This window comes from Pseudomonas sp. WS 5010 (assembly GCF_012985565.1).
In the GTDB taxonomy this organism is placed as follows: Bacteria; Pseudomonadota; Gammaproteobacteria; order Pseudomonadales; family Pseudomonadaceae; genus Aquipseudomonas.
Map to the genome: position 1 here is coordinate 256888 of NZ_JAAQWQ010000001.1, position 13488 is coordinate 270375.

Annotated in this window: 9 protein-coding genes; 5 read left to right on the forward strand and 4 right to left on the reverse strand. The window is 62.9% G+C overall.

Annotated features, from left to right (window positions below; all coding sequences use genetic code 11):
• Positions 1-25: 25 nt before the first annotated feature.
• Entirely contained in the window at positions 26-2767 is a 2742-nt protein-coding gene (acnA, locus tag HBO11_RS01115; RefSeq protein WP_169954193.1) for an aconitate hydratase AcnA, read from the reverse strand.
• A 190-nt stretch (positions 2768-2957) separates the two neighbouring features.
• On the opposite strand from acnA, the gene rlmM reads away from it, so the two are divergent.
• Together rlmM and tusA are read left to right on the forward strand one after the other, a co-directional pair.
• The gene (gene rlmM, locus HBO11_RS01120) at positions 2958-4031 is read left to right on the forward strand and encodes a 23S rRNA (cytidine(2498)-2'-O)-methyltransferase RlmM (protein ID WP_169954192.1); all 1074 of its coding nucleotides are present in this window, start codon (positions 2958-2960) and stop codon (positions 4029-4031) included.
• Between the two features lie 143 nt (positions 4032-4174).
• Positions 4175-4426, forward strand: coding sequence for a sulfurtransferase TusA (gene tusA, locus HBO11_RS01125; protein ID WP_076961259.1), 252 nt, complete (start codon positions 4175-4177; stop codon positions 4424-4426).
• Here the strand turns inward: tusA and HBO11_RS01130 are convergent.
• A complete protein-coding gene (locus HBO11_RS01130; protein ID WP_169954292.1) occupies positions 4423-5808 on the reverse strand; it encodes an MATE family efflux transporter in 1386 nt (461 codons plus the stop codon). The two genes, tusA and HBO11_RS01130, sit on opposite strands and share 4 nt — an antisense overlap.
• 142 nt (positions 5809-5950) lie before the next feature.
• Between HBO11_RS01130 and pdxB the strand changes: the two genes are divergently transcribed.
• Positions 5951-7093, forward strand: a complete 1143-nt coding sequence (gene pdxB, locus HBO11_RS01135; protein WP_169954190.1) for a 4-phosphoerythronate dehydrogenase PdxB — start codon at positions 5951-5953, stop codon at positions 7091-7093.
• 63 nt (positions 7094-7156) lie between these two features.
• Here the strand turns inward: pdxB and HBO11_RS01140 are convergent, their stop codons facing one another.
• Complete coding sequence (locus HBO11_RS01140; RefSeq protein WP_029300072.1) at positions 7157-7330, reverse strand: PA1571 family protein; 174 nt, start codon at positions 7328-7330, stop codon at positions 7157-7159.
• Positions 7331-7575: 245 nt separating this feature from the next.
• Between HBO11_RS01140 and HBO11_RS01145 the strand changes: the two genes are divergently transcribed.
• Positions 7576-9345: an ABC transporter transmembrane domain-containing protein gene (locus HBO11_RS01145; RefSeq protein WP_169954281.1), complete on the forward strand. Its 1770-nt coding sequence runs from the start codon at positions 7576-7578 to the stop codon at positions 9343-9345.
• Positions 9346-9392: 47 nt separating this feature from the next.
• Here the strand turns inward: HBO11_RS01145 and HBO11_RS01150 are convergent, their stop codons facing one another.
• Positions 9393-11321, reverse strand: coding sequence for a transglycosylase SLT domain-containing protein (locus tag HBO11_RS01150; RefSeq protein WP_169954291.1), 1929 nt, complete (start codon positions 11319-11321; stop codon positions 9393-9395).
• A 212-nt stretch (positions 11322-11533) separates the two neighbouring features.
• On the opposite strand from HBO11_RS01150, the gene HBO11_RS01155 reads away from it, so the two are divergent.
• Positions 11534-13450: an ATP-binding cassette domain-containing protein gene (locus tag HBO11_RS01155; RefSeq protein WP_169954188.1), complete on the forward strand. Its 1917-nt coding sequence runs from the start codon at positions 11534-11536 to the stop codon at positions 13448-13450.
• The last annotated feature ends 38 nt before the right edge of the window (positions 13451-13488 follow it).

Here is a 13488-nt window from a genome sequence, read left to right on the forward strand (position 1 = left end):
CTCAGCGAGAGGTGTGCTGCGCGGTTTACGAAGCGATCAGTTGACGCAGTACATAGTGCAGAATCCCACCCGCCTTGAAGTATTCAACTTCATTGAGGGTGTCGATCCGGCACAGCACCTCGACCTTCTCGCTGCGGCCATCCTCGCGGGTAATCACCAGCGTCAGGTTCATCCGTGGCTCGATCTGGGCATCGGTCAGGCCGAGAATGTCGATCTTCTCCTTACCGGTCAGTTGCAGCGCCTTGCGGTTCTGGTCCAGCTTGAACTGCAGCGGCAGCACGCCCATGCCCACCAGGTTGGAGCGGTGGATGCGCTCGAAGCTCTCGGCAATCACCGCCTTGACCCCCAGCAGGTTGGTGCCCTTGGCGGCCCAGTCGCGGCTGGAGCCAGTGCCGTATTCCTGGCCGGCGATCACCACCAGTGGCGTGCCGGACGCCTGGTACTTCATGGCCGCATCGTAGATCGGCATCTTCTCGCCGGTGGGAATGTAGAGGGTGTTGCCCCCTTCTTCGCCGCCAAGCATTTCGTTGCGGATACGGATGTTGGCGAAGGTACCGCGCATCATCACTTCATGGTTGCCACGGCGCGAGCCGTAGGAGTTGAAGTCCCGCGGTTCCACGCCCTGTTCGCGCAGGTAACGGCCGGCCGGGCTGTCGGCCTTGATATTGCCGGCCGGGGAGATGTGGTCGGTGGTTACCGAGTCGCCAAGCAGGGCCAGGATATTGGCGCCCGGCACATCCTTGATCACCGGCAGCGGTCCGGCGATGTCATCGAAGAACGGCGGGTGCTGGATATAGGTGGAGTCTTTTTGCCATACATAGGTCGCGGCCTGTGGCACTTCAATGGCTTGCCACTGTGCGTCACCGGCGAACACCTCGGCGTATTCCTTGTGGAACATGCTGGTGCTGACCTGGGCCACCGCGTCGGCGATCTCCTGGCTGCTGGGCCAGATATCGCGCAGGTAGACCGGCGCACCATCCTTGCCGGTGCCCAGGGGCTCGCTGCTGATATCAATGCGCACGGTCCCGGCCAGGGCATAGGCCACCACCAGCGGCGGCGAGGCCAGCCAGTTGGTTTTCACCAGCGGATGCACGCGGCCCTCGAAGTTACGGTTGCCGGACAGCACCGACGCCACGGTCAGGTCGGCTTTCTGGATGGCTTTCTCGATAGGCTCGGGCAATGGCCCGGAGTTGCCGATGCAGGTGGTACAGCCATAACCCACCAGGTCGAAGCCCAATTGGTCCAGGTAGGGGGTCAGGCCGGCGGCGTTGTAGTAGTCGGTGACCACCTTGGAGCCTGGCGCCAGCGAGCTTTTTACCCAGGGCTTGCGGCTCAGGCCCTTTTCCACGGCTTTTTTCGCGACCAGGCCTGCAGCCATCATCACGCTGGGGTTGGAGGTGTTGGTGCAGGAGGTGATCGCGGCGATCACCACCGCGCCGTTTTTCAGGCGATAGGTCTGGCCTTCAAAGTCGTAGTCGGCTTCACCGACCAGGTCGGCGTTACCCACCGCGACACCACCGCCGCCTTCACTTTCCAGGCGACCTTCTTCCTTGCTGGCAGGTTTGAACTGCAAGTCGAGGAAGTCCGTGAACGCCTGGCTCACATCCGGCAGCGAGACTCGGTCCTGCGGGCGTTTGGGCCCGGCCAGGCTGGCTTCTACGGTGCCCATGTCGAGGGCCAGGCTGTCGGTGAACACTGGTTCTTCACCGGCATTGCGCCACAGGCCCTGGGCCTTGGTGTACGCCTCGACCAGCTTGACGGTGGCCGCAGGCCGGCCCGACAGGCGCAAGTAGTCCAGGGTCACCTCATCGACGGGGAAAAAGCCGCAGGTGGCGCCGTATTCCGGGGCCATGTTGGCGATGGTCGCGCGGTCGGCCAGGGGCAGGTCGGCGAGGCCGTCGCCATAGAACTCGACGAATTTGCCCACCACACCTTTTTTACGCAGCATTTGCGTGACCGTCAGCACCAGGTCGGTGGCGGTGATGCCTTCTTTCAACTTGCCGGTGAGCTTGAAGCCGATCACTTCCGGGATGAGCATCGACACCGGCTGGCCGAGCATCGCCGCTTCCGCCTCGATCCCACCCACGCCCCAGCCCAGGACGCCGAGGCCGTTGATCATGGTGGTGTGGGAATCGGTGCCCACCAGGGTGTCCGGGAAGGCGTAGGTGCGGCCGTCCTCGTCCTTGGTCCACACCGTGCGGCCCAGGTATTCCAGGTTGACCTGGTGACAGATGCCGGTCCCCGGTGGCACCACGCTGAAATTATCAAAGGCGCTCTGGCCCCAGCGCAGGAACGCATAGCGTTCACCGTTGCGCTGCATTTCGATATCGACGTTTTGCTCGAAGGCATCGGCGTTGCCGAACTTGTCGACCATCACCGAGTGGTCAATCACCAGGTCCACCGGCGACAGCGGGTTGATGCGCTGCGGATCGCCACCGGCCTTGGCCACGGCGGCGCGCATGGCGGCCAGGTCGACCACGGCGGGTACGCCGGTAAAGTCCTGCATCAGTACCCGGGCCGGGCGGTACTGGATCTCGCGGTCGGAGCGACGCTCCTTGAGCCAGGCGGCCAGCGCCTTGAGATCGGCTCCGGTCACGGTTTTTTCGTCCTCCCAGCGCAGCAGGTTTTCCAGCAGCACCTTGAGGGACATCGGCAACTTGTCCAGGTCACCCAGGCTCTTGGCGGCTTCGGGCAAGCTGAAGTAGTGGTAGGTCTTACTGTCGATTTGCAGGGTCTTAAGGGTTCTCAGGCTATCAACGGATGACATTACATGACTCCTTATGGTCCGCACGGCTACGGACCTGACGGGACGAACAGAGCTTTCAACTTAGCCCTGTTTTCAGTAGCAGGCTAATAACTGGACTCTATGGACAAGTCCAAGGTTCCGAACTCAGCTATCATGCGCGCGTTTTCATGACAGGCATTGCGATAGAGCAAGCCAGTTGCCAGGAGATTCAATGAACACCCTTTTTATGCACTGCCGCCCGGGTTTTGAAGGCGAAGTCTGTTCCGAGATCGCGGAACACGCCGCGCGCCTGAACGTTTCCGGCTATGCCAAGGCCAAGACCGGCAGCGCCTGCGCCGAATTTGTCTGCACCGAAGAAGACGGCGCCCAGCGCCTGATGCGCGGCCAACGCTTTGCCGAGCTGATCTTCCCAAGGCAGTGGGCGCGTGGGGTGTTCATCGACTTGCCAGAGACCGACCGCATCAGCGTGATCCTCGCGCACCTGCGCGATTTCCCGGTGTGCGGCAGCCTGTGGCTGGAAATGGTCGATACCAACGACGGCAAGGAACTGTCGAACTTCTGCAAGAAATTCGAAGTGCACCTGCGCAAGGCCCTGCTGGCCGCCGGCAAACTGGTCGAAGACCCGAGCAAGCCGCGCCTGCTGCTGACCTTCAAGAGCGGCCGCGAAGTGTTCATGGGCCTGGCCGAGTCAAATAACTCGGCGATGTGGCCGATGGGCATCCCGCGCCTGAAATTCCCCCGTGACGCGCCAAGCCGCTCGACCCTCAAGCTGGAAGAGGCCTGGCACCACTTTATCCCCCGGGACCAGTGGGGCGAGCGCCTGCACGGCGACATGACTGGCGTGGACCTTGGCGCAGCGCCGGGCGGCTGGACCTGGCAGTTGGTCAACCGTGGCATGCTGGTGACGGCGATCGATAACGGCCCCATGGCCGAAAGCCTGATGGACACCGGCCTGGTGCAACACCTGATGGCGGATGGGTTTACCTTCACCCCCAAGCAGCCGGTGGACTGGATGGTCTGCGATATCGTCGAGAAGCCGGCGCGCAACGCAGCCCTGCTGGAAACCTGGATTGGCGAGGGGCATTGCCGCGAAGCGGTGGTCAACCTCAAGTTGCCGATGAAACAGCGTTATGCCGAAGTGAAGCGCCTGCTGGAGCGCATCGAAGAAGGCTTCAAGGCGCGAGGCATTCGCGTGGAAATCGGTTGCAAGCAGCTGTACCACGACCGCGAGGAAGTGACCTGCCACCTGCGCCGCCTGGACGTAAAGAAACCCAAGGCCCGTTGATCCTGTGGCGGGCACCGCTCCAAAATGTGGGAGCGGGCTTGCCCGCGATAGCGTTATAACAATCGAAATCAATGTTGAATGTGCCCACGTCATCGCGGGCAGCCCGCTCCCACACAGGGGCGGATCTGTTTTCGGAGTGAAGTATGAGTCAGTTTTCGGATGTACCCGTCGACGGCACCCTCGACGCCACCGGCCTCAACTGCCCGGAACCGGTGATGATGCTGCACCAGCATATCCGCGACCTGGCACCGGGCGGCCTGCTCAAGGTCATCGCGACCGATCCCTCGACCCGTCGCGATATCCCCAAGTTCTGCGTGTTCCTGGACCATGAACTGGTAGAACAGCGCGAAGAGGCCGGTACTTACCTGTACTGGATCCGCAAGAAGCTCGCTTAAACCGCCGTGCGGATGCGCTTGCGCGCACTGCGTGCCAGGCGCACTACCAGCATCGCCGCCGCGCAGCTGAGGCCGACGATCAGCCCCTGCCACAAGCCGCTCGGGCCGTTGGCCTGGCCCAGCCAGTCGGTCAGGCCCAACAAGTAACCCACCGGCAGGCCCACGCCCCAATAGGCGAACAGGGTCAGGATCATGGTCACGCGGGTGTCCTGGTAGCCACGCAGGGCGCCGGCGGCGGTCACCTGGATCGCATCGGAGAACTGGAACAGCGCCGCAAACACAATCAGCATCGCCGCCACCTGGACCACCTGTGGGTCGGCGGTGTAGATCGTGGCGATCTGCTCGCGAAACAACAGCATCAGGCTGCACGACAGGCAGGCATAAGCCAGTGCGGTGCCCATCCCCACGCCTGCGGCGAAGCGCGCTTCACGGGGTTCGCCACGGCCCAGGGCCTGGCCGACCCGCACGGTCACGGCCATGCTCAGGGAGTAGGGAATCATGAACACCAGGGAGCTGAAGTTCAGGGCGATCTGATGCCCGGCCACTACAGTTGCGCCCAGGCTGCCGATCAGCAGGGCGATCACCGCAAAGATGCTCGATTCGGCAAACACGGCGATGCCAATCGGCAGGCCGATGCCCAGGATGCGCTTGATCACCGACCATTTCGGCCAGTCGAAGCGCTTGAACAGCTCGCTGGCTTGATAGACCGGGGCCCAGCGCGTCCAGGCGGCGAAGCCCAGCATCATTGCCCACATCACGATCCCGGTGGCCCAGCCGCAGCCCACGCCGCCCATGGCCGGCACGCCGAAATGGCCATAGATGAACACGTAGTTCAGCGGGATATTCAACGCCAGCCCGCCCAGGCCGAGGATCATGCTCGGGCGCGTGCGGCCCAGGCCGTCACTGAAACAACGCAGTACGTAATACAGCGCCACCGCCGGCATGCCCGCCGCGATGCCGTGCAGGTAGCCCATGCAGGGGGCGATCAGCTCGGGGTCGACGTTCATCGCATGCAGGATCGGCTCGGCGCTGATCAACAGCAATGCCGCGGTGCACCCCACCACCAGCGCCAGCCACAACGCCTGGCGCACCAGCGGGCCGATCTCGGTGTGGCTGCCGGCGCCAAAGCGCTGGGCGACTTTGGGGGTGGTGGCCAGCAAGGTGCCGGTCATCAACAGATACACCGGGATCCAGATGGAATTGCCCAGGGCCACCGCCGCCAGGTCCCGCGCACTCACGCGCCCGGCCATCACTGCATCGACAAACCCCATGGCAGTGGTTGCCAGTTGCCCGATCATGATCGGCAGGGCCAGCGCCAGCAGGCTGTGGACTTCCCGGCGAACGCGGGCAGGGCGGGAGAGGGGCAGAGTGGCAGTGTTCACGTGCAGATGTCCGATAAGGGGGAGCGCAGGACGGCGCATTCTACGCCTTGACGGGTAGGTCAGGAAAATACCTGTGTAGCGGATTTGTAAACGCGCCACAGGCTGGTGCCTGTACACTGCGGGTCCGCCAAAGGAGCCTGCCATGCTGATTGTTGCCGACGAAAATATCCCGCTGCTCGATGCGTTCTTTGAAGGTTTTGGCGAGATCCGCCGGGTGCCGGGCCGCGCCATCGACCGCGCCGCCATTGAACAGGCCGATGTGCTGCTGGTGCGTTCGGTGACCAACGTCAACCGGGCGCTGCTCGAAGGCACGCCGGTACGGTTTGTCGGCACGTGCACCATCGGCACCGATCACCTGGACCTCGACTACTTTCAAAAGGCCGGTATCCAATGGTCCAGCGCGCCGGGCTGCAACGCCCGTGGGGTGGTGGACTATGTGCTGGGCAGCCTGCTGACCCTGGCTGAAATCGAGGGTGCGGACCTGACCCAGCGCACCTATGGCGTCGTCGGTGCCGGTGAAGTGGGCGGGCGCCTGGTAAAGGTGCTCAGGGGCCTGGGCTGGAAGGTGCTGGTCTGCGATCCGCCCCGCCAGATTGCCGAAGACGGTGATTACGTCAGCCTTGAGCAGATCATCGAGCAATGTGATGTGATCAGCCTGCATACCCCGCTGAAAAAATCCGGCAGTGGCTCGACCTGGCACCTGCTGGATCGCCAGCGCCTGGAGCAACTCAAGCCCGGTGCCTGGCTGATCAACGCCAGCCGTGGCCCGGTGGTGGATAACACGGCGCTGCGCGAGGTGTTGCTGGAGCGCGAAGACCTGCAGGCGGTGCTGGACGTGTGGGAAGGCGAGCCTGAGGTGGATGTCGAGCTGGCCGAGTTGTGCGTGCTGGCGACCCCGCATATCGCCGGCTACAGCCTGGACGGCAAGCAGCGCGGCACGGCGCAGATCTACCAGGCGCTGTGCGCGCACCTTGGCCAGCCGGCGCGCATCCAACTGAGTGACTTGCTGCCCGAGCCTTGGCTGGCCGAGGTCAACCTGCATGCCAGCACCGACCCGGCCTGGGCCCTGGCGACGTTGTGCCGCAGCGTCTACGACCCGCGCCGTGACGATGCGGATTTTCGCCGCAGCCTGGTGGGCACTGTGGAGCAGCAGCGCAAGGCCTTCGACCTGCTGCGCAAGCACTACCCGGATCGCCGCGAGATTGACGGCTTGAAGGTGCGGGTCAGCGGGGAGTCGGCGGCGTTGCACAGCCTCGTCAACGCCCTGGGCGCAAACCTTTGCTGATGTACACAGCGCAGGCATAAAAAACCCGGCCACCGGGGCCGGGTCTGAAAGAGCTGGGGCGTATCAGCCTTGCTGGGCAGGCTTGACCAGTTTCTGCTCCAGTTCGGCGCACGCGCCCTGGATCATCTCTTCGGTAATCTGCACTTCGCGGCCCTGGGCATCGATGTACGAGCATGGCAACTGCTGCGGCTGGCGGATTACTTCAACTTTGTCAGTGCTGCTGTTTTGCAAGGACATGGCCTGTCTCCTCATCAGGTTGTGTACCTACTCTAATTCCCCCGCGTGACCGAGCTGTTACAACTCCATGGCCCGTCGACGGATCGAATGCCCAGTCCAGCAGAAATCACTTTGGATTTCCAGCCGCACTTTAGACCGATAGCCTCTAGGGCCTAGTCTTGCCGGGCATAATTAACCTGACTCATTGTGATTTACCCAAGTTCAATCCGATTGCGGTGTAGGCTTGAGGTTGTCTTCCTCAGGTGATGCTCTCCATGCTTTCAGCCCGTCAACGCCGCGCCATTCGCCTGGCCATGCGCTTTATCGCCCCCTATCGCTGGCAGGCCGTCGGCGCCTTGCTGGCGCTGATCGTCACCGCAGGCATTACGTTGTCCATGGGCCAGGGCATCCGCCTGTTGGTGGACCAGGGCTTCATGACCCAGTCGCCGCACCTGCTCAACCAGTCCATCGGTCTGTTCATGATCCTCGTGCTGGGCCTGGCGGTGGGCACGTTTGCACGCTTCTACCTGGTGTCGTGGATCGGCGAGCGGGTGGTGGCGGACATTCGCCGGCAGGTGTTCAATCACCTGATCTACCTGCATCCGGGGTTCTACGAGAACAATCGCAGCTCGGAAATCCAGTCGCGCCTGACCGCCGACACCACCTTGCTGCAATCGGTGATCGGCTCATCCCTGTCGCTGTTCCTGCGCAATGCGTTGATGGTGATCGGCGGGATTGTGTTGCTGTTTATCACCAACCCCAAGCTCACCAGCATTGTGGTGGTGGCATTGCCGCTGGTGCTGGCGCCGATCCTGGTCTTTGGCCGCCGCGTGCGCAGCCTGTCGCGCCAGAGCCAGGACCGGATTGCCGACGTCGGCAGCTACGTGTCCGAGACCCTGGGCCAGATCAAGACCGTGCAGGCCTACAACCATCAGGTGCAGGATGAGCAGCGCTTCGCGGTGACGGTGGAGGAGGCGTTCACCACGGCGCGCAAACGCATCGTGCAGCGTGCCTGGCTGATCACCCTGGTGATTGTGCTGGTGCTGGGCGCTGTCGGCGTGATGCTGTGGGTGGGTGGCATGGATGTGATCGCCGGGCGCATCTCCGGCGGTGAGCTGGCGGCCTTTGTGTTCTACAGCCTGATCGTCGGCAGCGCCTTTGGCACCTTGAGCGAGGTGATCGGCGAGTTGCAACGGGCCGCCGGGGCGGCGGAGCGGATTGCCGAGCTGTTGCAGTCGAACAATGACATCCACGCGCCTGCCACGGGCGTGATCACGTTACCGCAGCGGGTCAGTGGCCGCCTGGAGCTACAGGATCTGTACTTTTCCTACCCGTCGCGTCCCGATCGTTTTGCCATCGAGGGCCTGAGCCTGAGTATCAAGGCCGGAGAAACCCTGGCCCTGGTCGGGCCGTCCGGGGCGGGCAAGTCCACTCTGTTCGACTTGCTGCTGCGCTTCTACGACCCGCAACAGGGGCAGGTGCTGCTCGAAGGCCAACCGCTGACCAGCCTCGATCCTTTGGACCTGCGCCGCTGTTTTGCCTTGGTGTCCCAAAGCCCGGCGCTGTTTTTTGGCAGCGTCGAAGACAACATTCGCTACGGCAACCCAAAGGCCAGTTTTGCCCAGGTCGAAGAGGCGGCGCGCATTGCCCACGCCCACGATTTCATCCTGCAAATGCCTGACGGTTACCAGACCCACCTGGGGGATGGCGGCATGGGCCTTTCTGGCGGCCAGCGCCAACGCCTGGCGATTGCCCGGGCCTTGCTGGTGGATGCGCCCATCCTGTTGCTGGACGAGGCCACCAGCGCCCTGGACGCGCAGAGTGAACACCTGATCCAGCAGGCATTACCGCAATTGATGCAGGGGCGTACCACCCTGGTGATCGCCCACCGCCTGGCCACGGTGAAAAACGCCGACCGGATTGCGGTGATGGATCAGGGGAAATTGGTGGCTGTGGGCACACATCAGCAACTGATTGCCAGTAACCCGTTGTATGCGCGGCTGGCGGCCCTGCAATTTAGCGAAGAACCCGTGTAGGGGGGCTGGCGATGGCGTCCGTGAGATCGCCATCGCCAGGTCGGCTCCTACAGGTCATCGAAATAACGTTCGTGCCAGTCCACCAGCGGTTGTGGTGAATTGAGCTTTTGCCCGTAGATCACAGAATAAGACAGCACGTTTTGCACGTACTGGCGGGTTTCGTCGAACGGGATGCTTTCCACCCACACGTCGAAACTCAGGTGGTCCGCGCCACGCAGCCATTGGCGTACGCGCCCAGGGCCGGCGTTGTAGGCGGCGGAAGCGAGCACGCGGTTGCCGTTGAACTGGCTGTGGACCTGGCTCAGGTAGGCGGCGCCGAGCTGGATATTTTTGTCCGGGTCCAGCACCTGCTGCGGTGATGCCAGCGGAATGCTGAACTTGCGTGCGGTTTCCTTGGCGGTGGCGGGCATCAATTGCATCAGGCCGCTGGCGCCCACGCCGGAACGGGCGTCATCCATAAACGCGCTTTCCTGGCGGGTGATAGCAAACACCCAGCTCGAATGCAGGCCACGGACCTTGGCTTCACGCACCAGGGTGTCGCGGTGGGCCATGGGGAAGCGGATGTCCAGGTCGTCCCAGTACTTGGCTTGGCTGATGGTGCGGATCGCCGGGAAGTACCACTTCATGTCATAGGCGAGCTTGGCCTGGGCGACCATTTCGTCACGGTTGAAGTGACGGCTGACGTGATACCACTCGCGGCGGCCGTCGACGATCTGGCCGCGGGCATAAAATTCCAGGGCGCGGCGTACACCCGGGGTATTGCGCACCTTGTTGACCAGGGCCTGGCTCATCACCAGCGGCTGGTTATTCAGTTGATACGGAGCCTGGGAGCGGTCTGCGGCAAGGAAGCCATAAAAATCCCGCTCCTTTGCCAGGCCTTTGTACAGGACCAGCGCTTGCGGGTTCTTCGGCTCGGCCAGCTCCAGGGCACGGGCCTGCCAATAGCGCCAGCGGTTTGTGGTGGCCAGGTCCTGGGGCAGCTTGCGGGTCAACTGATAGGCATCTTCCCAGCGGGCCAGGCGCAGCAGCAGGCGCAGGCGCCATTCGGAGACGGTGTTGTCACGCAGTTCCGGGTCGTATTTGGTCATCACATCCAGGGCGCGCGGGTCGTAGCGGCGCGCCAGGGTCAGGCCGATTTCCCGGGCGATGGACACTTTTTCGTCGCGCGAGAAGTGCATGCTGCTGGCATACCCATCCAGCAGGGCCATGGCTTGTTCCGGGTCCTGGCGCGCCAGGCGGCGCAGGCCCAGGCCGACGGCGTCGGACATGGCTTCAGTGGCGGGCAGGAAGCGCGATGGGTCGCTGAGCATGGTGGGCTTTTGCGCTACATCCACCATCAGGCGGCCCTGGGCACCCAGGGTGGGCAGGGTTTTCACCAGGCTGTTGGCCAGGGGATAGTTGCGGGCCTCGGCGGCCAGCTTGGCGCGGTCCCAGATTTTCTGTTCGGTCAATTGCCCAGCGGCGGCCCACTGGCCAAACGTGGCATCACAGGCGGCCGGTTGGGATTTGCCAGTCATCCACAGGGCTTCGGCAGTCTTGTAGCCTTCGGCCTTGAGGTTGTGGCTCAACTGGTACTGGCCATGCAGGCAGTCCAGCTCGGTGAAATTGAGCTTGGCGTCGTAGTACTTTTCAAAGGTCTGCCAATCACCACGCTCGGCCAGCCAGCGTAACCAGCGCAGCTTCATCCAGTTGGCCTGGGGCAGGTCGCCATGCTTGGCCAGGAACTGTTCGATTTCCTGGTTGTTCGCGGACTTCAGGCGAGCGGTCAGTTCGTCGTAGGCCAGGTACGGCGTCAGCGGGTAATCGGCCAGGGCCTGGCTGTATTGCATGTAGGGGCCGGTATCGCCTTTGGCCAGGGCGCGCTTGGCTTGGTCGTAATATTGGCGTTGGGTGGTCAGGTCCACTGCCTGGGCGGTCTGGACGGCGGTGGAGGAAAGAAGCAGGCAAGATAAAAAGCTGAAAAGGCGACTGCGCATGAGACGTCCGTGCAAAGAAATCAGGACTAGTGCCGGCGCCGCCGACACTGATTGCCCCTAGCTTAGCCTTTTGCCCGCAGCCGGTGAAAGCTTTGCAGGCCGCTTCGCTGAAGTTCTAAAGAAATGTCCTACAGAACGTGTCGGGCACGAAAATGCCGGCCGCTTCACCCCCCAACTCAGGTAGAATGCGCGCCCAGTTTTTGGAGAAGCGTATGACCCTGCTCAAATTCAGCGATGTGTCCCTTGCTTTCGGCGCTATGCCGTTGTTGGACAAGGTGTCCTGGCAGATCGCCCGTGGTGAGCGGGTGTGCATCATCGGCCGCAACGGCACCGGCAAGTCCAGCATGATGAAGCTGGTAAAAGGCGACCAGAAGCCCGATGACGGCTCCGTGTGGCGCGCCCCGGGCCTGAAGATCGGCGAATTGCCGCAAGAATTGCCGGTGGCCGACGAACGGACCGTGTTCGACGTGGTTGCCGAAGGCCTCGACGGCGTGGGCGCATTGCTTGCCCAATACCATCACCTGGCGCAGAACTGCGTCACCGATGCCGACCTGGATAAACTGATGCACGTCCAGCAAGACCTCGAAGCCCGTGATGGCTGGCGCTTGCAGCAATTGGTCGACAGCACCCTGAGCCGCCTGCAACTGCCGGCCGACAAGACCCTCGCCGAATTGTCCGGCGGCTGGCGTCGCCGCGTCCTGCTGGCCCAGGCCCTGGTTTCCGAGCCGGACCTGCTGCTGCTCGACGAACCGACCAACCACCTGGATATCGGCGCGATTGCCTGGCTTGAAGAAGCCCTCAAGGACTTCCAGGGCGCCGTGTTGTTCATCACGCACGACCGGTCCTTCCTGCAGAACCTCGCCACGCGCATCCTCGAACTGGATCGCGGCGGCCTGATCGACTGGAACGGCGACTACGCCAGCTTCCTCGTGCACAAAGAGGCCGCGCTGTCCGCCGAAGAAACCGCCAACGCGCTGTTCGACAAGAAACTGGCCCAGGAAGAAGTCTGGATCCGCCAGGGCATCAAGGCCCGCCGCACCCGTAACGAAGGCCGCGTACGGGCCCTGAAAGCCTTGCGTGTGGAGCGTAGCGAGCGTCGCGAACGCACTGGCAAGGCCAATATCCAGCTCGATACCGCCGACAAGTCGGGCAAGCAGGTCATGGTCCTGGAGAATGTCAGCTTCCATCACCCGGATGGCCCGTTCCTGATCAAGGACTTCTCCATGGTCCTGCAGCGCGGCGACCGCATCGGCCTGCTGGGCGCCAACGGTACCGGCAAGACCACCTTGCTCAAGCTGATGCTCAGTGGCCTGCAACCGACCAGCGGTACCGTGGAAGAGGGCACGCGCATCGACGTGGCCTACTTCGACCAACTGCGCCACCAGTTGGACCTGGAAAAGACCGTGATCGACAACGTCGCTGAAGGCCGCGACTTTATCGACATCGACGGCCAGAGCCGCCACGTGCTGAGCTACCTCGGCGACTTCCTGTTCAGCCCGCAACGTGCGCGTACGCCGGTCAAGGCGTTGTCCGGTGGTGAGCGTGCGCGCCTGCTGCTGGCCAAGCTGTTCAGCAAGCCGGCCAACCTGCTGGTGCTCGACGAACCGACCAACGACCTCGACGTGGAAACGCTGGAGTTGCTGGAAGAGGTCCTGCTGACGTTCAACGGCACCGTGCTGATGGTCAGCCACGACCGGGCATTCCTCGACAACGTGGTCACCAGCACCCTGGTCTTCGAGGGTGAAGGCAAGGTGCGCGAATACGTCGGTGGTTACCAGGACTGGCTACGCCAGGGCGGCTCGCCGCGCCTGCTGGGTGTGACCGAGAGCAAGTCCGGCAAGGCCGACTTGAACTCTGCGGTGGTTGCACCGGCGGCTGCTGCGCCGGTTCAAGAAGCCGCGCCGGCCGCCAAGAAGAAGCTCAGCTACAAGCTGCAGCGTGAGCTCGAAGCCCTGCCGGGTGAGATCGAGGCCAAGGAAAAGCAGATCGCTGGCGTGGAGGCCGACATGGCTGACGCGGGTTTCTACCTGCGTCCTGCGGCAGAAACGGCCAAGGTCATCGAGTCCCTTGAGAAGCTGAACCAGGAGCTGGAAGTATTGGTTGAGCGTTGGGCCGAGCTGGATGCCTGATTGATTAAGCGGCAATAAAAAACCGGCGCTCTTACGAG